The sequence below is a fragment of the Rhizobium sp. CB3171 genome (genome assembly GCF_029714265.1).
Classification (GTDB): domain Bacteria; phylum Pseudomonadota; class Alphaproteobacteria; order Rhizobiales; family Rhizobiaceae; genus Rhizobium.
Genome location: NZ_CP121652.1, coordinates 135662 through 159403, shown reverse-complemented (window position 1 = coordinate 159403; position 23742 = coordinate 135662). Strand labels below are relative to the sequence as shown.

At 60.8% G+C, this 23742-nt stretch carries 22 protein-coding genes and 1 tRNA gene; 9 read left to right on the top strand and 14 right to left on the bottom strand.

Annotation, left to right across the window (positions count from 1 at the left end; translation table 11 throughout):
• Nucleotides 1-47: 47 nt before the first annotated feature.
• Nucleotides 48-965, bottom strand: a complete 918-nt coding sequence (gene argF / locus QA648_RS00785) for an ornithine carbamoyltransferase (RefSeq protein ID WP_104821927.1) — start codon at nucleotides 963-965, stop codon at nucleotides 48-50.
• 73 nt (nucleotides 966-1038) lie between these two features.
• The gene (locus QA648_RS00780) at nucleotides 1039-2238 is read right to left on the bottom strand and encodes an aspartate aminotransferase family protein (RefSeq protein WP_104821926.1); all 1200 of its coding nucleotides are present in this window, start codon (nucleotides 2236-2238) and stop codon (nucleotides 1039-1041) included.
• Between the two features lie 425 nt (nucleotides 2239-2663).
• Between QA648_RS00780 and QA648_RS00775 the strand changes: the two genes are divergently transcribed.
• Nucleotides 2664-3188, top strand: a complete 525-nt coding sequence (locus tag QA648_RS00775; RefSeq protein WP_104821925.1) for a GcrA family cell cycle regulator — start codon at nucleotides 2664-2666, stop codon at nucleotides 3186-3188.
• A 99-nt stretch (nucleotides 3189-3287) separates the two neighbouring features.
• Here the strand turns inward: QA648_RS00775 and phoB are convergent, their stop codons facing one another.
• The 7 genes from phoB to phoR form a co-directional block, all read right to left on the bottom strand.
• Nucleotides 3288-3971 carry a phosphate regulon transcriptional regulator PhoB gene (gene phoB, locus QA648_RS00770; RefSeq protein WP_004128368.1) on the bottom strand — a complete coding sequence of 228 codons (684 nt, stop codon included), beginning with the start codon at nucleotides 3969-3971 and terminating at the stop codon, nucleotides 3288-3290.
• A gap of 32 nt (nucleotides 3972-4003) precedes the next feature.
• Nucleotides 4004-4717: a phosphate signaling complex protein PhoU gene (phoU, locus tag QA648_RS00765; RefSeq protein ID WP_104821924.1), complete on the bottom strand. Its 714-nt coding sequence runs from the start codon at nucleotides 4715-4717 to the stop codon at nucleotides 4004-4006.
• Nucleotides 4718-4768: 51 nt separating this feature from the next.
• Nucleotides 4769-5584 (bottom strand): phosphate ABC transporter ATP-binding protein PstB, encoded by an 816-nt coding sequence (pstB, locus tag QA648_RS00760; protein WP_283049001.1) that lies wholly within the window; start codon nucleotides 5582-5584, stop codon nucleotides 4769-4771.
• Between the two features lie 14 nt (nucleotides 5585-5598).
• Entirely contained in the window at nucleotides 5599-6933 is a 1335-nt protein-coding gene (gene pstA, locus QA648_RS00755; RefSeq protein WP_104821922.1) for a phosphate ABC transporter permease PstA, read from the bottom strand.
• Nucleotides 6930-8411, bottom strand: coding sequence for a phosphate ABC transporter permease subunit PstC (pstC, locus tag QA648_RS00750; protein WP_283049000.1), 1482 nt, complete (start codon nucleotides 8409-8411; stop codon nucleotides 6930-6932). The genes pstA and pstC overlap by 4 nt, the downstream gene beginning before the upstream one ends.
• Before the next feature lie 62 nt (nucleotides 8412-8473).
• Complete coding sequence (locus QA648_RS00745; protein WP_283048997.1) at nucleotides 8474-9508, bottom strand: substrate-binding domain-containing protein; 1035 nt, start codon at nucleotides 9506-9508, stop codon at nucleotides 8474-8476.
• Between the two features lie 185 nt (nucleotides 9509-9693).
• Nucleotides 9694-10890: a phosphate regulon sensor histidine kinase PhoR gene (phoR, locus tag QA648_RS00740; RefSeq protein WP_283048995.1), complete on the bottom strand. Its 1197-nt coding sequence runs from the start codon at nucleotides 10888-10890 to the stop codon at nucleotides 9694-9696.
• A 307-nt stretch (nucleotides 10891-11197) separates the two neighbouring features.
• On the opposite strand from phoR, the gene ppk2 reads away from it, so the two are divergent.
• On the top strand, nucleotides 11198-12079 hold the full coding sequence (gene ppk2, locus QA648_RS00735; RefSeq protein ID WP_104821918.1) for a polyphosphate kinase 2: 882 nt from the start codon (nucleotides 11198-11200) through the stop codon (nucleotides 12077-12079).
• Nucleotides 12080-12097: 18 nt separating this feature from the next.
• Here ppk2 and QA648_RS00730 read toward each other — a convergent pair whose 3' ends face one another.
• Nucleotides 12098-13339: a hypothetical protein gene (locus QA648_RS00730; RefSeq protein ID WP_283048993.1), complete on the bottom strand. Its 1242-nt coding sequence runs from the start codon at nucleotides 13337-13339 to the stop codon at nucleotides 12098-12100.
• Nucleotides 13340-13658: 319 nt separating this feature from the next.
• Between QA648_RS00730 and QA648_RS00725 the strand changes: the two genes are divergently transcribed.
• Both QA648_RS00725 and QA648_RS00720 read left to right on the top strand, forming a co-directional pair.
• Entirely contained in the window at nucleotides 13659-14618 is a 960-nt protein-coding gene (locus tag QA648_RS00725; RefSeq protein WP_283048991.1) for a nitronate monooxygenase family protein, read from the top strand.
• 137 nt (nucleotides 14619-14755) lie between these two features.
• Nucleotides 14756-14831: transfer RNA gene (locus QA648_RS00720), tRNA-Thr, on the top strand.
• A 285-nt stretch (nucleotides 14832-15116) separates the two neighbouring features.
• Here the strand turns inward: QA648_RS00720 and QA648_RS00715 are convergent.
• Together QA648_RS00715 and QA648_RS00710 are read right to left on the bottom strand one after the other, a co-directional pair.
• A complete protein-coding gene (locus tag QA648_RS00715) occupies nucleotides 15117-15959 on the bottom strand; it encodes a class I SAM-dependent methyltransferase (RefSeq protein WP_283048989.1) in 843 nt (280 codons plus the stop codon).
• A 713-nt stretch (nucleotides 15960-16672) separates the two neighbouring features.
• Nucleotides 16673-17026, bottom strand: coding sequence for a TM2 domain-containing protein (locus QA648_RS00710; RefSeq protein ID WP_104821913.1), 354 nt, complete (start codon nucleotides 17024-17026; stop codon nucleotides 16673-16675).
• A gap of 212 nt (nucleotides 17027-17238) precedes the next feature.
• Here QA648_RS00710 and QA648_RS00705 point away from each other — a divergent pair, with 212 nt between their 5' ends.
• Complete coding sequence (locus QA648_RS00705; protein WP_104821912.1) at nucleotides 17239-17538, top strand: antibiotic biosynthesis monooxygenase family protein; 300 nt, start codon at nucleotides 17239-17241, stop codon at nucleotides 17536-17538.
• Nucleotides 17539-17622: 84 nt separating this feature from the next.
• Here QA648_RS00705 and QA648_RS00700 read toward each other — a convergent pair whose 3' ends face one another.
• Nucleotides 17623-17853, bottom strand: coding sequence for a hypothetical protein (locus QA648_RS00700; protein WP_158704415.1), 231 nt, complete (start codon nucleotides 17851-17853; stop codon nucleotides 17623-17625).
• A 269-nt stretch (nucleotides 17854-18122) separates the two neighbouring features.
• Nucleotides 18123-19343, bottom strand: coding sequence for a LysR family transcriptional regulator (locus QA648_RS00695; RefSeq protein WP_104824971.1), 1221 nt, complete (start codon nucleotides 19341-19343; stop codon nucleotides 18123-18125).
• A 453-nt stretch (nucleotides 19344-19796) separates the two neighbouring features.
• On the opposite strand from QA648_RS00695, the gene QA648_RS00690 reads away from it, so the two are divergent.
• From QA648_RS00690 to QA648_RS00675, 4 genes are all read left to right on the top strand, one after another.
• Nucleotides 19797-20705 carry an ABC transporter substrate-binding protein gene (locus tag QA648_RS00690; RefSeq protein WP_104821910.1) on the top strand — a complete coding sequence of 303 codons (909 nt, stop codon included), beginning with the start codon at nucleotides 19797-19799 and terminating at the stop codon, nucleotides 20703-20705.
• 124 nt (nucleotides 20706-20829) lie between these two features.
• A complete protein-coding gene (locus QA648_RS00685) occupies nucleotides 20830-21996 on the top strand; it encodes an ABC transporter permease (RefSeq protein WP_283048984.1) in 1167 nt (388 codons plus the stop codon).
• Entirely contained in the window at nucleotides 21993-22940 is a 948-nt protein-coding gene (locus QA648_RS00680) for an ABC transporter ATP-binding protein (RefSeq protein ID WP_283048982.1), read from the top strand. The genes QA648_RS00685 and QA648_RS00680 overlap by 4 nt, the downstream gene beginning before the upstream one ends.
• On the top strand, nucleotides 22937-23686 hold the full coding sequence (locus QA648_RS00675) for an ABC transporter permease (RefSeq protein ID WP_283048980.1): 750 nt from the start codon (nucleotides 22937-22939) through the stop codon (nucleotides 23684-23686). Before QA648_RS00680 ends, QA648_RS00675 begins: the two co-directional genes overlap by 4 nt.
• Nucleotides 23687-23742: the final 56 nt, after the last annotated feature.

Genomic DNA, 23742 nt, shown 5'->3' with positions numbered 1-23742 from the left:
TGCTCTACTCCTACTGCGCCCGCGACATCAAACGCGGTTCTATATCTTCAGATCGCGCCCAGGCACCAAGCAAGAATCGACTTTTGCGCATGAAGGCGGTTTTCCGCCTCATCGAAAACAACGGATTGCGGACCGTCGATCACCTCGTCCGTCACTTCCTCCCCGCGATGGGCGGGCAGGCAATGCATGAACAACGCGTCCTTGCCGGCCTGTGCCATCAAAGCCGCGTTGACCTGATAGGGCTGGAAGACATTGTGACCGCGGGCCCGGTGCTCCTGATTCATGGAAACCCAGGTATCGGTTACCACACAATCGGCGCCGGCGACCGCACGGTCAGCATCATGCGAGAGCATGATTTCGGCGCCCTCGTTGCGGGCCCAGTTCAGATAGTGATCCTTCGGCTCGGAACCAAGGGGTACGGCCATGTTCATGCGATAGCCGAAACGGGCAGCCCCTTCGACCAGCGAATGCAGCACGTTGTTGCCGTCGCCGGTCCAGGCGATGGTCTTGCCCTTGATCGGACCGCGATGCTCCTCGAAGGTCATGATGTCGGCCATGATCTGGCAGGGATGCGTGTCGTCGGTGAGAGCGTTGATGACCGGCACGGTCGCGTGCTGGGCGAGTTCCAACAGGCGCGAATGTTCGGTCGTGCGGATCATGATGGCGTCGACATAGCGCGACAGCACCTTTGCCGTATCGCCGATCGTCTCGGCGCGGCCAAGCTGCATTTCCGTGCCGGACAGGAACAGCGTCTCGCCGCCGAGCTGGCGCATGCCGACATCGAAGGAGACGCGGGTGCGGGTGGATGGCTTCTCGAAGATCATCGCCAGCATCTTGCCGGCGAGCGGCTTGTCGGCCGCACCTGCCTTCAGCGCCTGCTTTCGCACGATGGCATCGTCGATGATGCTGCGCAGATCGGCAGCCGCGACGGCCGAGAGATCGAGAAAGTGTTTCGGTGAAGCCATGTCCCTACCTGTACTCCAAAAATGATAACGCCCGCCGTGGGGCAACAACGCCCCCGATCAGCGGGCGCTGAACTCAAGCCGACTTCTTGACGCGGGCGGCACGCAGGCTTTCGGCGGCACGTTCGATGCGGGCAATGCCTTCGCGCGCCTCCTCGGCCGTGACCACCAGCGGCGGCAGCAGACGGATGACGTTGTCGCCGGCCGGCACACCCAGCAGATGTTCGGCGCGGATCGCCTGCAGCAGGTCCGCCTGGGGAATGGCCGCCTTGATGCCGAGCAACAACCCTTCGCCGCGAACATCCTCGATAATATCCGGAAAACGATCCTTGAGCGAGGCCAAGCCCTGGCGGAACACCAACGCAACATCGCGCACATGCTGCAGGAAACCGTCTGATAGCACGACATCGAGCACGGCGTTGCCGACCGCCATGGCGAGCGGATTGCCGCCATAGGTCGAGCCATGCGTGCCCGCCTTCATGCCTGCGGCCGCTTCCGCGGTCGCAAGGCAGGCACCGAGCGGAAAGCCACCGCCGATGCCCTTGGCGACGGCCATGATGTCAGGCGTGATGCCGGCCCATTCATGGGCAAAGAGCTTGCCGGTGCGTCCGACGCCGGTCTGAACCTCGTCGAGGACCAGAAGCAGGCCATTCTCATCGCAAATCTGACGCAGGCCGCGCAGGAACTCGTTGGTCGCCGGGCGGATACCGCCCTCGCCCTGCACGGGCTCGATCAGGATCGCGGCTGTCGCATCGGTGATGGCGGCACGCACCGCGTCGAGATCGCCGAAAGGCACCTGGTCGAAGCCGGGCGCCTTCGGGCCGAAACCTTCGAGGTACTTTTCCTGGCCTCCGGCGGCGATCGTCGCGATCGTGCGGCCATGGAAGGCGCCTTCGAAGGTGATGATATGGAATTTCTCGGGATGACCCTTGTAGAACTGGTAGCGACGCGCCGTCTTGATGGCGCATTCCAGCGCCTCCGCACCGGAATTGGTGAAGAATACCTTATCGGCGAAGGTCGCCTCCGTCAGGCGCTTCGACAATTTCTCCTGACCCGGCACCTCATAGAGGTTGGACAGGTGCCAGACCTTATCGGCCTGCGACTTCAGCTCTGCAACCAGATGTGGATGGGCGTGGCCAAGCGAATTCACCGCGACGCCCGCGGCGAAATCGAGATAACGCTCGCCGGTCTCCGTGATCAGCCACACGCCCTCGCCTCGCTCGAACCGCAGCGGAGCACGCATATAGGTGTCATAAAGCGGCGCGGTTTCAGCCATGGCGCATTCTCCTCGATCACAACCTTTAGGGCCAATCGTTTCCTTCGAATGAAACGGGCCCGGAAAAATCAAAAATGCCGCCTTGCGGCGGCATGGGCACTATTGATGTTTTGCACTGCGATGTCAACAAAACTGGCGATTTAGCAGGTGCGGCAGAGCGCCTCTCGATGGATGGCATGTCTTCGACAACTTATATTGCATAAATGCCACTCACGTATAGCAAGTTGGGGAAAACCTCGAAATCGATTCCTCAAGATTCCCGCGACTCTTGTCACGGAGTCAGCCTCACACTAGGTTAAAAACCAATTACTAGACTGCATGCGGCGGAACTAGTCACCACAATTTTAAAGCGTTTCACGCCTCGACCCAATTCGAGGCAATGGTGAGGGATTCTGCCATCAGAAACGCGATAGCGGAGACAGGGCATGAATTGGACAGACGAACGCGTCGAGAAGCTGAAAAAGCTGTGGTCCGAAGGTTTGAGCGCCAGCCAGATCGCGGCACAGCTCGGTGGTGTCAGCCGTAATGCCGTCATCGGCAAAGTGCATCGCTTGAGCCTGCCGGGCCGAGCGAAGGCCGGTGGTGCGGCAACCACAGCTCGAGCGCCGAAGCGCAATACCTCGGCCCCACGCGCGCCGAATTACGCCTCGCGCGTTGCAACCCGCACGGTTACCCGCCAGCAGGGTGCGACGATGCTCAAGGAAGAGGTCGAGATCGATACGGTCAGCGAAGTCGAATATCGTCCGGCCGCCAATGTGGTCGTTCCGATCTCGCGCCGCCTCGGCCTGACGGAGCTCACGGAGCGCACCTGCAAGTGGCCGGTCGGCGACCCGCTGAAGGAAGATTTTCACTTCTGCGGCAATGACAGCCCGGACTCTTCGCCCTACTGCACCTACCATCAGCGGCTGGCCTATCAGCCGGTGCATGACCGGCGCCGGGCCGCGCACTGAACCACACCAGACAAAGGAAAAACGGGCCGAAAGGCCCGTTTTCTGTTTCCGCCGCTATGTTGGATGGCCAATCGGGTTGCCCCGATCAGGCCTCCCCCATCAGGCCTCCATGGAATAACCCGCGCCGCGAACGGTGCGGATGACGTCCTGCATGTTGGAGAAATTCAGCGCCTTGCGCAGGCGGCCGACATGCACGTCGACGGTGCGTTCGTCGACATAGATATCATGCCCCCACACGCCGTCGAGCAACTGAGACCGAGAGAAGACGCGGCCGGGGGACGACATCAGGAATTCCAGAAGGCGGAATTCCGTCGGCCCCAACCGCACTTCACGGCTCTTTCGGTGGACGCGATGGGTTTCGCGGTCCAGTTCGATATCGCCGCAGCGCAGTACCGTGGACAGGACCTCCGGGCGGGCTCGGCGCAACATCGCCTTGACGCGGGCCATCAGTTCCGGCGTCGAGAACGGCTTGACGACATAGTCGTCCGCGCCGGTGGAAAGGCCGCGCACGCGCTCGCTTTCCTCGCCGCGAGCGGTGAGCATGATGATCGGCAGGCGCTCCGTCTCCGGCCGCATGCGCAGCCGACGGCAGAGCTCGATGCCGGACACGCCGGGGAGCATCCAATCGAGGATCAGAAGATCGGGGATGCGCTCCTGGAGGCGCAGCTCAGCTTCGTCGCCTCTCAGGATAGTGTCGACCTCGAAGCCCTCGGCCTCGAGATTATAGCGCAGCAGAACGCTTAGCGCTTCCTCGTCTTCTACAACAGCAACTCTCGGAACCATGCGCCTCTGGTCTCCTTCTCTTGGTGTCTACTTTATTCCGTTACCGAACCGACGGTGTTGGCGGTATCGTCCTTCGGGCGCTCGCCTTCGGGCTGGGCACCGGTCGCCATGTAATAGATCGTCTCGGCGATGTTCGTGGCATGGTCGCCGATGCGCTCGATGTTCTTGGCGCAGAAAAGAAGATGCGTGCAGGTGGTGATGTTGCGCGGATCTTCCATCATGTAGGTCAGCATCTCGCGGAAGAGCGAGGTGTACATGGCGTCGATTTCCTCGTCGCGTTCGCGGATCGACACGGCCTTGTCAGGTAAACGGGTCGAGTAGACGTCGAGCACTTCCTTGAGCTGGACGAGCGCCAGTTCGGAGAGGTGTTCGATGCCGCGGGCGAGACGACGCGGAACGCCGGTGCCCTGCACGGCGATGACGCGCTTTGCGGTGTTCTTGCCGAGATCGCCGACGCGCTCCAGATCGGCGGCGATGCGGATGGAGCCCATGATTTCACGCAGGTCCGCAGCCATCGGCTGACGGCGGGCGATGGTGACGATCGCCTTGTCGCCGACTTCGCGCTCGGCGTGGTCGAGAATGACGTCATCGGAGATGACCTTCTGCGCAAGGCTGGCATCGCCGTTTACCAGGGCGCGGACGCTGTCGCTGACCATCTGCTCCGCCAGGCCGCCCATTTCGGAAATGCGGCGCGTCAGGAACTTCAGGTCTTCGTCGTAAGCGGAGAGAATGTGTGTTGAGACCATTTTTTTATCCTCTAGGTGAAAGATGTGAAAGGAACCGCGCGGGGAGCATCATCAGCCAAAACGGCCCATGATGTAATCCTGCGTGCGGTAATCATCGGGATTGGTGAACATCTTATCGGTATCGTTCTCCTCGACCAGATGGCCGAGATGAAACATTGCGGTACGTTGCGAAACGCGGGCTGCCTGCTGCATGGAATGCGTCACGATGACGATCGTGAAGTTTTCCCGCAGCTCATGAATGAGTTCCTCGACTTTGGCGGTGGCGATCGGATCGAGCGCGGAGCACGGCTCGTCCATGAGAATGACCTCGGGACTGACGGCGACGGCGCGGGCGATGCAGAGGCGTTGCTGCTGACCGCCTGAGAGGCTAGTGCCGGCATCATAGAGCCGGTCCTTCACCTCGCCCCACAGCCCGGCCTTCTGCAGACTGGTTTCGACGATATGGTCGAGATCGCTCTTGGACCGATGCAGCCCATGGATACGCGGACCATAGGCCACATTCTCGTAGATCGACTTCGGAAACGGATTGGGCTTCTGAAACACCATGCCGACGCGGGCACGCAGCTCGACGACATCGATTGAGTTGTCGTAGATATCCTGATCGTCGAGCGTGATTTTGCCGGTGACGCGGCAGGTGTCTATCGTATCGTTCATGCGGTTGAGGCAACGCAGGAAGGTGGACTTGCCGCAGCCGGAAGGACCGATCAGCGCGGTGACAGTGTTGGCGCGGATGTTCAGATCCACGTCGAACAGCGCGCGCTTCTCGCCATAATGGACCGAGACGGCCTGACCGATCATCTTGTAGGGGATCGTCATCATCTTCTTGGCCAGTGCTTTTTCGCTCGCGGCTTCCGTCATCATGTTCATTCCATCGCCTCCCGTCACCAGCGCCGCTCAAAGCGACGGCGTAGCAGGATGGCCCCGATGTTCATCGCAACAAGGAAGAAGAGCAGGACGATAATGGCCCCGGAGGTTCTTTCGACAAAGGCGCGCTCGGCTTCGCTCGCCCACATGTAGATTTGCACCGGCAGGGCCGTCGAAGGATCGAGCGGCCCTCTCGGATAGTTGGCGACGAAGGCGACCATGCCGATCAGAAGCAGCGGCGCCGTCTCGCCGAGCGCATGGGCAAGGCCGAGGATCGTACCCGTCAGGATACCCGGCATGGCGAGCGGCAAGACGTGATGGAAAACCATCTGCATGCGCGATGCGCCAAGCCCGAGCGCGGCACTGCGGATCGACGGCGGCACGGCGCGCAATGCCGAGCGGGTGGCGATGATGATCATCGGCAGCGTCATCAGGCTCAGCACCAGCCCGCCGACCAGCGAGGCGGAACGCGGCAGGCCCATAAAGTTGATGAAGACCGAGAGGCCGAGCAGGCCGTAGACGATCGACGGCACCGCGGCGAGATTGTTGATGTTGACCTCGATCAGATCCGTCAACCGGTTCTTCGGCGCGAATTCCTCAAGGTAGATCGAGGCGGCGACGCCGACCGGCAGCGCCAAGACCAGCACGGTCAACATGAGATAGAGCGAGCCGATTAGCGCGACGCCGAGACCCGCGGCCTCCGGGCGACTGGAATTGCCGGACAGGAACAGACCGGTATTAAACGCCTCGTGCAGGGCGCCGGCGGCGGCGAGCTGCCTCATCCAGGCGAGTTGCTGGTCGGAGACCTTGCGGTCCTTTTCGTCCGCCGTCAGGTCGATCTGTCCCTTGTAGGCAGAGTCGATATTGGCACTGGCGAGGAAAGTGACCTTCACCGTCTTTCCGATGACAGAGGGATCGGCCACGACCTTGTCGCGCAATGCAATGCGTGCGCCGTCCGATACCATTTCCATCGCCTGGCGCACGAGCGCCCGATTGGAAGGATCGATGCCCAGCGCCTTCACCACGGCGTCGCGTACCAGCGCCGTATAGTTGGCTGATATCAGGACCTTCGGATCACTGGCCCCCTTGCCTATGGGATCGATGACCTTCTCGGTGAACTCGATCGGCAGGGCGATGGAGGTCTGCACGAAGGCAGTGTAGCCGTTGCGGACAACGGTCGAGACGAGAATAATCAGGAAAACCAGTCCGAAAATGACGGCGGCCATCCCATAGGCACGAAAACGCCGCTCGGCCGCATAACGTCGCTTGATGCCGATATCCCGCCGCGCCGGAGCGCCTGGCGTCAATCCGCGCGACATATTCGGTGCCTGGGAGGATACGACATCGCTCATTCGTATTGCTCCCGGTAGCGGCGGACGACGTAAAGCGCGTAGACATTCAGGCAAAGGGTCAGACAGAACAGCGTTATGCCGAGTGCGAAGGCAACCAGTGTCTGCGGCGATGTGAATTCCGGATCGCCGGTCAACTGACTGACAATCTTCACCGTGACCGTCGTCATCGGCTCAAAAGGATCGAGCTGCATGCGGGCGGCAACGCCGGCGGCCAATACCACGATCATGGTCTCGCCGATCGCCCGTGACGCCGTCATCAGCAGCGCGCCGACGATGCCCGGAAGGGCCGCCGGCAGGAGAACGCGCTTGACCGTTTCCGAGCGCGTGGCGCCAAGGCCGAGCGAGCCGTCGCGCAGCGACCGCGGCACGGCCATGATGATGTCGTCGGACAGAGAGGAGACATAGGGAATGAGCATGACGCCCATGACGAGGCCGGCGGTCAGCACGCTCTGCGCCTCGATGAAATTGGCATAATTGCCGGTCAGCAAGCCATTGAGATCAGCCGAGATATCTCTCAGGAAAGGCCCTACCGTGACGAGCGCAAAGAAGCCATAGACGATGGTCGGAATGCCGGCCAATACTTCGAGCATCGGTTTGGCGACGGAGCGCACTCGCGCCGAGGCATATTCGGCCATGTAAATCGCGGCAAACAACCCGACGGGAACGGCGACCAGCATGGCGACGAAGCCGATATAGAGCGTTCCGGCCAGCAACGGAATGAGACCGAACGTGCCAGACGTTTGTGAGCCGGCGCCGGTGAAGCGCGGGTCCCAGACGGTACCGAAGAAGAACTCGGCAGCCGGGACTATGTTGAAGAAGCGGGCGGCCTCCGACAACATCGAAGCGACGATGCCGACCGTCGTCAGCACGGCGATGGAAGAGGCAATGATCAGGCCGCCGAGAATGACCTGTTCCACCCGGTTGCGGGCGCGAAAACGCGGCGCGATGGCACGCAGGCCGTGGATGGCACCGAACAACGAAAGAATGATGGCCGCCACGGACATGACGACATGGCTCACATGCCGCATGCCGTTATATTTATTGGCGGCGTCTATCATATAGCCGGTCGGCCGGATAGCGAGCGGGATGCCTTTCTGTGCCAGGACCAATTGCAGATCGGCCGAGCCGTTGGCGACGTTGGCAAGGTCCCGGTCATCGAGCTGGCGCATGCCATGGGCTATGCTGCGCACTATGCCGTAGGTGAGCTTAAGTTCGGCGGTCGAGAGGGATTTCACCTCCTCCGGAAAGGATTCGACCACGAAACGGTCGATAACCTGCGGGCTGACCACCAGCCAGGCGCAGATCAACGCCAACGCCGGCAATACCGCCCAGATGGCCGCATAGGCGCCGTGGTATCCAAGCCGCGAATGCATGGCCGAGGATCTGTTGCCCGACAGCGCAGCCGCTCTCGTCCGCCCCAGCACGAAAGCAAAGGCGCCGATGATCGACAGACACAACAGCAGCAGTGACAAACTCATTCCCATTCCCCGGCGAACGCCGGCACGGCGGCAAGCCGCGCCGACGGGCAGTCCTTATGCAATCACATGATCTTCCCGTCCGCGAAATCCTTGCGAATCTGGTCACGCTCGGAATCCGGCGCCGGCACCAGGCCGTATTCGGCAAGCGGGCTGTCCGGTCCGATCATCTGATCGCTCGTGAAGAAGTCGACATATTCCTTCAGGCCCGGAATGACGCCGAGATGCGCCTTCTTGACGTAGAAGAATAGCGGCCGCGACACTGGATAAGTGCCGTCGGCGATGGTTTCGCCCGAGGGCACGATGCCGCTCACCGGCGCGACCTTCAGCTTGTCGGCATTGTTCTGATAGAAGTAGAGGCCGAAGACGCCGATGCCATGCTTGTTGGCGTCGATGCGGGCGAGCGTCTCGGGATAATCGCCGTCGATATCGACCGCTGCCCCGTCCTTGCGCACCGCGACGCATTTCTTGGTCTGCTGATCGGGATCGGAGACGGTCGCCTTGATGACGTCGAGCGCACCGGAGCCCTTGCAGCCGGCGGCGAGCACCTTCTCTTCGAAGACCTCGCGCGTGCCATGCTTCTCACCCGGAATATAGGCTTCAATCTCAAAGGCCGGCAGGGCCGGATTGATCTCCGACCACTTCTTATAAGGATTGGGAACCAACTTGCCGTTCACCACGACTTCGGCCGCCAGCGCCTTATAGAGATCGGCCGGCACGAATTTCATGTCGGGATTGCTTTTGTCGAAAGCGAAGACGATGCCGTCGTAGCCGATCTTGACCTGCTGGATATCGGCAACGCCGGCAGCCTTGCAGGCCTCGACCTCGCTAGCCTTGATGGGGCGCGACGAATTGGCGATATCGATGGAATCGGGGCCGACGCCCTTGCAGAATTCCTTGAGACCGGCACCGGAGCCGCCGGATTCAACGACCGGCGTTTTGAAATTCGTGAAGGTCTCACCAAAACTCTCGGCAACGATCTTGGCATAGGGGAATACGGTGGAGGAACCTGAAATCTGAATCTGATCACGGGCCGCGGCGGCGCCAGCGAAAGCGGCGGATGCAACCAACGCGATGACAGACAGTTTCAACGTGTCCATGGTGAACCCTCCCTGACGGGCTTTGAAGAGCGCGACGGCGAACGGAGCATCCGCCTGTTCAACATCTCTTTTTAGCGGTCAAAGCACCGCCCTTTTATGTCAGGCGAGTGAAACAATTATGACAGATCAACCCCTTGAAATTTATCAATGAAGTTGCGCCGAAAAGGGGTGATTTACGAAGGCGTTCAGAAGCGGACCGTAAAGTCCGTTCCTTTCCCGACTTCCGACTTGACGATAAGCCGTGCGCGGTGACGGGTGAGAATGTGCTTGACGATGGCGAGCCCGAGGCCGGTGCCTTTTTTCGAGCGGCTGTCTTCTACATTGACGCGATAGAAGCGCTCCGTCAGGCGCGGCACGTGTTCCGCCGGGATGCCCGGCCCTCTGTCCGAGATGATGACCTCGACGGCCTGGCCCAGTTCGTTCAAGACGGAAACCTCGACCACCTTCCCTTCCTGACCATATTTGCAAGCATTCTCGATCAGGTTTTCGAAGACCTGCACCAGTTCGTCGCGATCACCCAGCACCTCCACCTTCCCCGGCGGCAGATGCAGATTGATGGTAACGTCGAGATCGTCGGCAAGCGGCAGCAGCGCGTCGCGGACATGGCCGAGCAACGGCACGAGATCGACCTTCTGATCCGGCGCGATGTGCGATTTCAGCTCCAGCCGCGACAGCGACAGGAGATCGTCGACCAGGCGGCTCATGCGCGTCGTCTGGTCGAACATGATGCCGAGGAAGCGCTGCTGCGCCTTCGGATCCGCCTTGGCCGGCCCCTGGATGGTTTCGATGAAACCGCGGAGCGAGGCGAGCGGCGTGCGCAGCTCATGGCTGGCGTTGGCGACGAAATCGGAGCGCATGCGGTCGATATGGCGGAGTTCGGAGATATCGCGGAAAGACAGCGCAAAGAAGGTGCCGGGCTCGATGTCGGTTTCCGGCAGATCGAACGGGGCGATGCGGACGACATAAACGCGCTCGGACGGCAGGCGCTCGGAATGTTCGATCTGGTTCGGCGTATTGGTGGTGATCGTCTCGCGCACCATGTCGAGCACGCCTGGGGAGCGCAGCTTGGCGGAGATATGAGCATTGAGCGGAAAGGCGCCGAACGCCTTCTCGGCGGCGGCATTCTGCATCAGAACGGACGCCTCGCGGTCGATGATCAGCACCGGCACGTCGAGCGCGGCAAGGCCGGAGAACACGGTACGAAGCACGGTTTGCGGATCGGTAGGAACCATCTCGACGGGTGCCGGCGGCGCGGCCTTCTCAATGAGCGGCCGGCGAATCAGCGCGACGATCGCAACGACCACCCAGAGCCAGAAAACGATGCCCGTATTGATACCCTCGATAAGCGCCAAAACGGCGATCAGCGTCGCCAGAATCAGCATGGCGATCTCCTGCCGCAGCCGTGCAGCCAGCTTTCTGAGGAATGACCATTCGTCTTCCAAGTGTACCCGTCCCTTCGCCTGTCATAGCGGAATCCAAGACTCCGGGTCTTAGCGGGGATTCATGACAGAAGTTTTTGGCTCTATCCACACAAGCCCGCAACTGACAACAATAAATGTAGCCGGCGAATGAGGATGTCCGCAAAAGGCTTGAAAATACTGGATAAATGACCCAACTTGCCCGTGAGGCTTTTTTTGCCGCACGGGCAGATATCGTTAAGATGGCGTAAATTGCGGAGGAGCAGAGCACATGGCAGAGGACGTGAAAAGCCGTGCGGTGGAGCTGGATATGCATGGCAAGACGCGCATATTCGATGTCGATGACCCTGTGCTGCCAGACTGGATCGACGACGAGGCGCTTGCTTCCGGCGGCTATCCCTACAAGAAGAAGCTAAAGGAAGAAGAGTATCTGGAAGAGCTGGAAAAGCTGCAGATCGAGCTCATCAAAGTGCAGTTCTGGCTGCAGGCGACCGGTAAGCGGGTGATGGCGCTCTTCGAAGGCCGCGACGCCGCCGGCAAGGGTGGTGCGATCGCGGCAACGTCGGCACATATGAACCCCCGCCTTGCGCGCGCCGTGGCGCTGACCAAGCCGACCGACCGCGAAGCCGGGCAATGGTATTTCCAGCGCTATGTCGCCCAGTTCCCGACAGCGGGCGAATTCGTGCTGTTCGATCGTTCCTGGTATAACCGCGCCGGTGTCGAGCCGGTCATGGGCTTCTGCACGCAGGAGCAATACGAGCAATTCCTGAAGCAGACCCCGCATATGGAAAAGCTCATCGTCCAGGACGGCATTTTCTTCTTCAAATTCTATCTCGATATCGGCAGGGAAATGCAGCTCAAGCGCTTTCACGACCGACGCCACGATCCGCGCGCCGTGTGGAAGCTCTCCTCCATGGATATCGCGGCCCTGACCAAATGGAAGGACTATAGCGAAAAGCGCGACCGGATGCTGAAGGAGACGCATATGGACTATGCGCCATGGACGGTGATCCACGCCAACGACAAACGTCGTGCGCGCCTCAACCTCATCCGTCACATTCTGCTAGCGCTTGATTATGACGGCAGGGACGAGAAGGCGATCGGCGAGATCGACGACAAAATCCTTGGCATGGGATTGCATGTTCTCAAATAGGCAGGATGCACCCTAGCCTTACTGCCCCGGCAGGACGCGGATTGCGTAGATGTTGATACCGCGCGCCTTGCCGTCGACATCGCTGTTGATGATCAGGCGACCCGGTGTCGTGGGCGCAAGCGAACGATCGTAGCGGACCTGGAACAGCGCATCCGTCTTCTGGCGGGTCACGTCGAAACGATGACGGCCGCAAGAGCCGAGCGAGCCGAAATCGCACTCGACGGTGATTTGCGTCGGTGTATCCGAGGTGGACTGGAGCGTAAGCGCGACGGTCGACGATTTTCCGGCCAATTGCTGCAGCACGTTTGCCGGCACTTCGACGGATGCGTTGCCATCGGCACCGCTGGTCTCAGAGGTCAGCCGCACTGCGGGGCCTTCGTTTTCCGAGACATTCTCGGCCTTGGCCTGCGGGCCGCTGGCGACCTTGGCCAAGTCGGTCGGCTTGAAGATCTCGATCCACTCTTCCGAGAAGCTGTTCTGCGGATCGATCGTCGCCAGCCCCGGATTGGCGGGGGGGCCACTGTTATCGTCGTCATCGGACGTATCGTCGGCATTGTTGTTGCCGTTGAAATCCTGGGAATCGACATGCGCGGGCGGATTGGGAACGCTGGTGTCGCGCTGGGCCGCCGTCATGAACACGCCTGAGGTCTTGATCCACCAGGCACCGACACCAAGGAAGGCGAGGAGGATGCAGAAGACCAGCAGGCGGGAGAAGAACTTGCGCGGCTTGCGGCGGACGGCGGCACGCTCGGGCTTGAAATTCATCGACCGCGTTGCGGCCGGCGCGGCGACGGCCTGGCGTTCATCGCTATCGGCGCCGAGATGATCGGCGGGGCCGGCTCGCATGTCGCCAAAATCGCTTTCCGGTGCGGCGGGTTCGACGGGAACGGAGGCTTGGCCGGCAACAGGGTGGTCGCGCGTCTCGCCGCGAACGCTCATGACAGGCTCCTGCTCCTGTCGCTGCTGCATCGGTCGCGGGGCCTGCTGTTGCGGCGGCGCGGGCGGCACATAAGGCGCCTCCACCTCGGGGGCAGCAGACGGTTCCGGCGGGCGGGCACGCTCCTCGCCTTCGATCGCCCGGATGGTCGCCTCCAGGCGTTGGCGCTGAGCCGAAATAATGCCGATATCGGTAATGTCCTGCTTGCGAAGCCCGGCTTCGAGCGCCTGTCGCGCCGATTGATAGATACGAGCCCGGATTTCCGGATTGGCGCGCTCGGATCGCTCCAACGCGCTTCTGATAGCCGTTTCTAATCCGCTCACATCAGGTCCTTTACTCTCACTCGCGATGCGCCCGCATACTCTACCGCAAAACGACCATTTCTTTACTATTCGCTAACCGAATTCGGTAACGCCCCGACCGGCAATGTGCAAGTCTCTCGAAAAGAGGCGCGAACACTCGGGCGGGGATAAATGGCAAAGACGACACAAATGGGGTGGCAGCAGGCAGCAGGGGAAGGCCTCAATCGCCGTCAATCACTATTGCCTATTGCCCATTGCCTACTGCCTGCCATCTTCCCCTCCCGACGCACATCTGCTATCCCTTTGACGTTTTTGTAAACGTCAAATACGGATGATGTTCATGGCCCTTCCCTCCGTCCTGACCGAGCGCCTGCGGCTGCCGGTCGTGGCCTCTCCCCTCTTCATCATCTCGCATCCGGCTTTGACACTGGCCCAATGCAAGGCCGGTGTCGTCGGTGCGTTTCCGGCGCTGAACGCCCGGCCGGAGAGCCAGTTGGACGAATGGCTGGCGATGATCACGGAAGATCTCGCTGCGCATGATGCGACGCATCCCGAACGCCCGTCGGCTCCCTTCGCCGTCAATCAGATCGTCCATGCCTCGAACAAGCGGCTGGAACACGATCTGATGCTCTGCGTCAAATATAAGGTGCCGATCGTCATTTCCTCGCTCGGCGCCGTGCCGGAGGTCAATGCGGCCGTGCATTCCTACGGCGGCATCGTGCTGCACGATATCATCAACAACCGTCACGCCAATTCGGCCATCCGCAAAGGAGCCGATGGGCTGATTGCGGTGGCAGCAGGGGCAGGCGGCCATGCCGGCCAGCTCTCGCCCTTCGCGCTCGTTCAGGAAATCCGCGAATGGTTCGACGGGCCGTTGCTACTTGCCGGCGCGATCGCCAATGGCGGCGCGATCCTGGCGGCCCAGGCGATGGGCGCGGACATGGCCTATATCGGCTCGCCCTTCATCGCCACTGAGGAGGCGCGCGCGGCGGAAGCCTACAAGCAGGCGATCGTCGACGGCGCGGCCGCCGATATCGTCTATTCCAACTTCTTCACCGGCGTCCACGGCAACTACCTGAAACCCTCGATCCGCGCCGCCGGCATGGACCCGGACAACCTGCCCGAAGCCGATCCTTCCAAGATGGATTTCGAAACGGCCACGACCGGCGCCAAGGCCTGGAAGGATATTTGGGGCTCCGGCCAGGGAATCGGCGCCGTCAAGGCAATCGAACCGGTGGCCGCGCTCGTCGATCGGCTGGAGGCGCAATACCGCCAGGCGCGGACCCGCCTGGCGCTCTAAGAACGCTCGAAAGCGCGGTCGCTTTTTCACAGACCCTTCGCTTTTTTTCCAATCGGCAATTTGAGCGCTTGAAATCTCGGCGCATTGACTGTATCAGCGCCATGCAAATCGCAGGGCCATACCGATCGGCCCGGAATGCCGCTTTAGCTCAGTCGGTAGAGCACATCATTCGTAATGATGGGGTCACGTGTTCGAGTCACGTAAGCGGCACCACTCCAATAAACGCAAATACTTGACCCAACTATTCAACAGCGATCATTGGCTCGATGGCGAACCTGGGGCCAAACTTGGGCGCAGTGCCCTCGACCTCGGCCAAGAACAGGTGGTTCCGGTCGTTGACGCGGAGCGCCGTCCGCGCCTTGAGTTGCGAAGTTCAAGTGGGCCCGATGAGTACCTCGAAATCGAAGATCGCCGTCTTCCTCGATTGCGAGCGTCAAATACGCGATGCCGCGGTGACGATCGGGCGTAGCGCCCACGCAGTCGCTCGGATTCGCACCGTTACTGCGATTCCTCGCGCTTTTCTGCGAGATAGAAGAACCGCGTTAATCTCCGCTCTGACGCGAGGTGAGCGGTCATATTCAACATAACCTGTCTACGTCGGAACCAGTCTTCGCCCTCTTCTCTAATCAACGCATTCGCGCGGCGCTCGCGGGCGTCGCGCCAGCGGCCAGCGATCTCGGCGGCAGCTGCAGCACGGTCGACAGTCTGCAACAGCACAAGGCCCGCCGCGGTCATGGCGCTTTCATTAAAGCCGGGCGGTACGAAAAATGCATTGGATGCATCGAGGACCAGAGCGCAACGGCCGTCGATCTCCAGCTTCGAAAGGGCTCCGGTCACGACGAGCGGATCGGTGAAGACCAGGCGCCCGCCAGCTTTCAAAAGCCGTGCCCAATCCCGCAGAGCGGAGTGCCGGTCGGGAAGATGAGAGATAGAGTCGATGCACACAATGGCGTCGAATGTGCCGTCTTCGAACGGGAGTGGTTCTCCGCCGTCGAGCACGACAAACTTGGCTCGATCCGTGAGTCCTCGTTTCACCGCTTCCGCTGTCGCGCTTGACACGCCTTCAGGCACGATGTCGATGCCCAGGAGGCGGCAGCCGGTTTGCTCTACCAAAGCAAGGGATGGGCCGCCGGCCCCGCACGCTACATCGAGAACGCACGCGTCCGGACCTAGCCTCAGGAGGGCGGCGATCTCGGCCTGCTCAGCTGGACCGCGCCAACTTTCCTGCCCGAAATCCTCGCCGAAAGCCTCTCTGCGGATTTCTGACGCAAGTTGGCCGTAGATGCGTGTGTATTGCGAGCCATAGAAGGCATCGCTACTCGCCGGATTGTGCTCGGACATGCCGGATAGTCCCCTTCGCCCGAGCGTAGGTTGCCAGAAAAACGGCTTTCCGTCAAAAATGCGTCGGTATGGATAATCGTACAGTTGTCAGCAGCCGCTGCGGCCATACCATACCCCTGCGGACAAGCCCCTACTGGTCAAGTTCAAGCAATTCGGGGCTTTAGACGGATGGTGGACGTTTGGTCTTGATGGGAGGCGTGCACGGTTTGGATGGATAGTAGTTGACTTATAATAAGCTCAACTTAATGATTTGTGATCTGGTTGGATTTGACCCCTGATCGGATCGTAGAGCAGCTCGACCGTTTGATCGGTCGGGCTGCTTGGCTTCGAGACCGAGAAACCGCGGTTCAGGCGGCAAAGGGTTTGGCGACGGCTGCTACGCCCTGATGAACAGGGCGCCCACCAAGCCAAAAACCACGATCGACTGCAAAATGAACATTGGCCATTCGGCTGACATTGGCTTTCCTCCTGTTTTTATGAACATAGGGAAGCACTAATGTTTGTCGATTGTCATGTAATCACTTTGATTACGAGAGGCAGACACCACTTCGTACGCCGCTGTTATTGTGCGTCGAGGATGAAGTTCATCGATGCATTAAAAGCGCGAAGGTGGGCGGCTTACAAAGCCGCCCTACACCCTTCTATCCTATCTCGGCGTTGCCGCCGCCGAAGCATCTTCTTACACGACTATGACTTTTCGCCATGCGCTGAAATCACGGCGCGTTTTGCCTGCTCGCCTGCTGATTTGCCCAGAGCGCCTCGTCCGTCAGACGTTGCCGAATCTCCTGCTTTTGCTCGGCAATCATCGCGGAAATGAGGAAAGCATCGACGATCCACCAGATGCCCAGCGCAGCTAGGAGGGCGATGCCGATGACAATGAATGTCGTAAGCCAACCGAGTACGAACAGAAGCAACTGCACTACCCCGCTGCCGGTTCTACCGAGGTAAAACCGGTGAGCGCCCAAAGTGCCAAGAAAGAACCAAAGCAAGTAGGCAGCGCCCACCGATTTTGCTTCATTGGTCACACGTTGTTCGACCAATATTTGCTCTTGCGTGGAAAGCCCCATTTTCCCTCTCAAGTGATTTCCGGCGCAAGCCCCCTCACGCCATAATAGATCGGCGCATTAAAACTCACGCCTAGATAGAGAATTGCAACTCCATCGAAGTGAAGTCAAGCATTCGATCGTCGTCTATTTGTGATATTCGTCGAAACCGGCGCGCAATGTGCGCCATCCATCCTTTTGCGTCACCATCATCCGATCCATTCAGAGGAACCATCATGATCCACGTTCTCGCCATCCTCACCGCGCAGCCCGGCAAGCGTGCCGCCGTGCTCGAAGCCTTCCAGGCGAATGTCCCGGCCGTGCATGCCGAAGACGGCTGCATCGAATATACCGCGGTCGTGGATGTCGAAGGCGCGGACCCGGCGTTCGGTCCCGATACATTCGTGGTGGTCGAAAAATGGGAAAGCATGGCGGCGCTTAAGGCACATGCCGCTTCGGCGCATATGGCCGCTTATGGGGAGAAGGTGAAGGACCTTATGGCCGCGCGCGCCGTGCATGTGCTGAGCCCGGTCTAAGTCGCACATTACGACAACGCTCCAACGGCGCCCTTTTGGCGCCGTTTATTATAACCCGCTTGCCTGGGTTAGCTGGTTGCCTGCTCAGTACCAGGGATCGTAGTAGCGGTCACGCCAGTAAGGGCGATAGTACCCATGGCGGTAGCCCCAATAATCCCCACCGCGCCAGTAGCGGTCGCGATAGTAGTAGCGATGGTAGCCGTAGCTTGGGCCGACATAGAAGCCGAAGCCCGGCGAGATCACGACGCTGGGACCGTAGTGCCGATGATGGTGGTAATAGTACCGACGATGAGCATCAGCATTGGTTACTGGCAAAGCGAGGATACCCAGCGCTACTAACGCCGTTGCGATGATCCTCATTTCTCTTCTCCTTACACGCATCCGTAAGGCCGGCGATACCTATGCCGGCCCGGATCACATCATTCCCGCACAAGCGGGGTATGGAGTTAAACGCTCAAGGGGAATGCATGTTCCGGAAGCTAAAGCTATGAGGTATGGGAGAAATACGGCCTGTACGCGCGGGCCTGGCGATTAAGCTCCGTTCCGTATGGACGTCAGGATGCGTCCCGTCAGTCCAAAATCTCCTAAGATGCTGGGCGACTTCGAGCAGCTTCCGTTGCGCCCACCAGCTCGCGCACCGCCTCCTGGATCAGCCGGCAGGCATCGACGGAAGCACGGCGGCCATTGTGGGCGAGGTGATAGGAAAGCGGCAAAATCTGATCCGGATTGACGATCCGCACCTTGTCGGCAATCGGCGCGGCGCTGACGCGGCCGAGAAACGAAACATAGCCATGATTGGCGACAAGGTCGACGATGACGGGAAGCGAGTCGGCCGAAGTGATGTCGCGGCCGCGAAACCGGCGACGGTCGCCGCTGTCGTAGCCGAAGGCCGTGGCCGCATTGCCGATGCCGGTGCGCGAGCTCGGCACGCAGAGCGGATGGTTTTCGACCAGCGCCGTCACCGTCTGTTCCGTGCTGCCAGGCGGCGCGATCGCTACCATGTCGGTTGCCACCAGCTCCATATGCTCGAAGGCATCGAGACCGAAGACGGAATCGACGATGGCGACGTCAATGCGACCGGATCTCAGCGCCTCACGCAAATCGTCGGCGGTCATCAGCATCAAGGACAGCGTGTTGCGGTTGCCGCTGATGTTCCAGCGCGCCACAAGGCTGGCAAGCGAGCGGGCCACCCAGCTCTCCGAGCCGGTCGGGATGATCGACCCGATGCGCACGGCCCGCGCCGCCCGCTGAAATCGCTCGTCCGCCGCCGCCTTCATCTCGTCCCAGGCCTCCGCGATACCGGCAAGGATGGCATAGACCTCGCGACCGACGTCGGTCAGCACCGAACCCTGCGCCTGTCGTTCAAACAGGCGGCAACCGAACAATTCTTCCAGATTGGCGATCTGCAGCGAAAGCTGCGGCTGACCGAGACGCAGGCGGCGGGCGGCGCGATTGATGCTGCCCTGATCGGCGACCTCCAGGAAACGTTCAATGGTGGCGATCCTCAACGGTAGCCGCGCAGCCCATTGGGGATAGTCCTGTGGTGCGGGAGGTTCTTTCGTCAGCACCGAGAGTTGCCGCATGGCGGAGAGGATCGGCTGCAGGCCCTTCTGCACCTTCGAGCTGGCAAGCAGGGTGGCGAGCTCGCCCGATGCTCGCTCGACGAGCTTTATCGCCAGTTCCGTCTCCAGTCGCCGAAGCGCGCTCGACACGGTCGAGGCCGAAAAAGAGAGCCTGCGGGCCGTCTCCCTGACGGAGCCGATCGAGAAAACCGTGTCGGCGATGAACAATGCCCCGAGATACAAACCGGCCATCCTTTCGAGCCTGCCACATACCCTGCCTCGCATGCAGCCGAACCACTATGCCGGCACGATATGATGTGTTCTCAAAAAAAGATATCCCAAACCAAAAGAGCGAGGACTATCGTTCGATGACCGCCTAACTGACCCAACAAAACCCAAGAGATCGGAACGGCGGCGAAACAGGTAGGGGGAACAAAAACAAACGCACTTACCCCCGAAAAAAGAAATCTATTTTCGCGCTTATGCCGGTCACCCTCGTCATAATCGCGCGGCGACTGCAGGTGGCGGACTGGCGTGTCATCGATTTTTCGGTGGCGAGCGCTATCTCCCAGACGCAGACAGGACTTCGCATGCGGGTTCTTCGGCCCGCAGTCATATGTGGCGTGTCCGGGGACCGGATTTGAACCGAACGGATACGCCAGACTAACGGTTCAACGGGGTACAAAGGGAAACATCATGTTCAAGAAGTTCGCACTCGCCGCCGCGCTAACGGCTTTCGTCGCCAGTGGTGCCAGCGCTGCCGACGTCGTGGTCTCCTCAAAGATCGACACGGAAGGCACGCTGCTCGGCAATATCATCTTCGCCGCGCTCAATGCCAACGGCATCAAGGCGAAGGACCGCATCGCGCTCGGCACGACGCCCGTTTTGCGCAAGGCGATCACGGCCGGCGAAATTGACATTTACGCCGAATATACCGGCAATGCCGGCTTCTTCTTCAACAAATCAGACGATCCGGCCTGGAAGAACCTGCAGCAGGGTTATGATCTGGCGAAGAAGCTCGATTACGATGCCAATAAGATCGTCTGGCTGACGCCCTCGCCCGCCAACAACACCTGGGCGATCGGCGTTCGCAACGACGTCGCCGGCCCGGCCAAACTCAAGACCATGTCCGATTTCGGCAAGTGGGTTGCCGGCGGCGGGCCGGTCAAGCTTGCGGCGTCTTCCGAGTTCGTCAACTCGCCGGCGGCTCTGCCGGCCTTCCAGACGACCTACAACTTCCAGATCAAGCCAGAGCAGGAAGTCGTGCTCTCCGGCGGCGACACGGCAGCGACGATCAAGGCCGCGGCCGACCAGACCAACGGCGTCAACACCGCCATGGTCTACGGCACTGACGGCGCCATCGAAGCGGCTGAACTGACGGTTCTCGAAGACGACAAGAGCGTGCAGCCGGTCTATGCGCCGACGCCGATCATCCGCGAAGCCGTATTGAAGGCCAATCCGAAGATCGAGGAAGTTCTGGCCCCGATCTTCAAGGGCCTGACTGCCGACGTGCTGCGCAAGCTGAACGGCCGCATCCAGGTGGACGGCGAGCCGGCCAAGTCGGTTGCCGAATCCTACCTCAAGGAAAACGGCTTCCTGAAGTAAGACTTTACCTATCACCCCTGCGGCTCCGCTTTGATAAGGTGGGGCCGCATGGATATTTGATGAGGCATGATCTTATCCAAAAACCGCCTCGCCGGTTTTGGCATGCGCTGACGGAGCTTGCTTGATGGAAGATGCGCTAGCGGTCCGCAGGGTGGACCGTCTCGGAGTGGTGCTGGTGGCCGGTGGCTGCCTCGCGGCGGCGTCGATGCCGTTCATCATCGTCAAGGCAAACCGCATCGCCGCCGGCAAGCCGCAATTGCTGACGCAGCTCCTCGCCCAGCCCGTCGCGCTGGCACTTCTCCTCCTTCTCGTCGCCACCGCCCTTGCCGCCCTTTTCCTGCGCAACCAGCTCGTCCGCCTCGCCATCGCCACGCTCGCCATTGCCCTTCTGATCGTCACGCTCGGCTTCGTCTCGACTGCGGCCACGCCTGCCGGCAGCACCGTGGCGCGCATTACGCCGGGCGGTGCCTTCTGGGTGCTGCTCGCCGTCATTGGCCTGGTGATCTCGGATGCGCTGGTGAAGCTGCGGCTTACGCCATGGCTTCGGGTCGCCTCGCTCGCGCTCTATGGTGCGATCCTCGGCATCATTCTCAGGTCCGGTCTACTCGACAACCTGTCGATCATGAAGGAATACGCCAACAATGCCGATAAATTCTGGAACGAGGCGCTTGGCCATGTGTTCCTCTCGCTCGGCTCGATCGCCATCGCCATCGTGCTTGCCCTGCCGCTCGGCATCTTCTGCTACTGGCAGCCGAGACTTCGCGCCGTCGTTCTGCGCGGCCTGAGCCTGGTGCAGACCATTCCGAGCCTCGCTCTGTTCGGCATCCTGATGCTGCCGCTCGGCTATATCGCGGCGCACGTCCCTTTCGCGGCCGCGATCGGCGTTCAAGGCATCGGCACCGCGCCGGCCCTGGTGGCGCTGGTGATCTATTCGCTGCTGCCGATCGTCGCCAACACCGTCGTCGGGCTTGCCGGCGTCGACCCGTCGGTGCGCGATGCCGCTGCCGGCATGGGGCTGACACGCCGGCAGATCCTGACCGGCATCGACCTGCCGCTCGCCTTCCCGGTCATCCTGACGGGTATCCGCATCGTGCTGGTGCAGGCGATCGGCCTCGTCACCGTCGCGGCGTTGATCGGCGGTGGCGGTTTCGGTCTCTTCATTTTCCAGGGCATCGGCCAGACGGCCAATGATCTGGTGCTGCTCGGCGCCGTGCCGACGGTCTTTCTCGCATTCTCATCGGCCGTCATCCTCGATGCGGTCATCGACAGCATCCGAGGACAACACGCATGACCACCATGATCGAGCTGAAGGACGTAACCAAGCGCTATGGCAACGCCACCGTGGTCGATAATGTCAGCATGAGCATGGAAAAAGGCACGATCACCGTCATTGTCGGCACCTCCGGCTCCGGCAAGTCGACGCTGGTGCGCATGATCAACCGGCTGGTGCCGATCTCCCTCGGCCAGATTTTGGTCGACGGCCGGGATGTCATGAGCGTGCCGGCGACCGAGCTTCGCCGCCGCATCGGCTATGCCATCCAGGGCCACGGCCTGTTTCCGCATCGCACCGTGGCGCAGAACATCGCAACCGTGCCGCAACTGCTCGGCTGGGACAAGGCGCGCATCGACCGGCGCGTCGAGGAGCTGCTCAATCTCTTCCATCTCGATCCCGGCACCTTCGCGGCGAAATATCCGAGCCAGCTTTCCGGGGGCCAGCAACAGCGCGTCGGTGTTGCTCGTGCGCTTGCGGCCGAACCGGAAGTCCTGCTGATGGACGAACCCTTCGGCGCACTCGATCCCGTCATCCGCGGCAAGGCCCAGGACGACCTTCTGGCCATCCAGAAACAGTTCGGCACGACCATCGTGCTCGTCACCCACGATATGGACGAAGCCTTCCATCTCGGCGACCAGATCGCGGTGATGAGCGAAGGCAAGCTGCTGCAATGTTCGGAACCGGGCAAGATCCTCACCGAGCCCGCCGATCCCTTCGTGCAGCAACTGACCGGTACCTCCGACCGGGCGCTGAAGCTGATGTCGCTGCTGCCGCTCAAGGAAAGCATGCAGCCGCTGCGACCGGGCATTGGCTACAGCCTGCCGCAGACGCTCAATCTGCGCGATGCACTGGCCGAGATGATCTGGCAGGGGGCCGACGAGGCGACCGTGGAAGATGACAGCAGGGTCCCAGTCGGCTCGATCTCCATGCGGCATTTGATCGAACTGGGCCGCAAAGCATGAAGTTTCTGACCGCCAACATCTTCCGGTTTCTGGCGCTGGCGTTGCTGCTGGTGCTGCTATTCCGGCCGGAGTGGCTGATGCCGATCCTGGCACCGCTCACAAAATTCGGAGCATCGCCGATCTATGCGCAGAACAGCCTGGTCGGTCTCGCCATCAGCCATATGGAGCTGATCCTCGTCTCGATCGCCGCCAGCGGCATTCTCGCCGTGCTCGGCGGCATCTTCGTCACCCGCAAGAGCGGCGCCGATTTCCTGCCGCTATCGCGGGCGATCGCCAATGCCGGCCAGACCTTTCCTCCTGTCGCAGTATTGGCGCTCGCCATCTCCACCACCGGCTTCGGCGCGGTGCCGACACTGATCGCGCTTTTCCTCTATGCGCTGCTGCCGATCTTCGAAAATACCGTCGCCGGCCTGCAGCAGGTGCCGGCCTCCGTGCTCGACGCCGCCGACGGCATGGGCATGAACGGCTGGCAGCGGCTGTTTCGGGTCGAGCTGCCGCTCGCTCTGCCGCTGATCATCGAAGGGCTGAAGATCGCCACCGTCATCAATATCGGCACGGCGACGATCGGCTCGACCGTTGCGGCGAAGGGGCTTGGAGAAGTCATCATCGCCGGCCTGATCAACGACAACACCGCCTTCATCCTGCAGGGCGGCTTGATCGTCGGCCTGATGGCGGTGCTGATCTATGACGGCATGGAATTGATCGAAACCGCCGTCACGCGCAAAATCGGTTTGCAGCCACACTGATTTTGCCTTGGCGGCTTCAAGCATGATCTTTGCCCCGGCCTTTAACGACAGGGAGG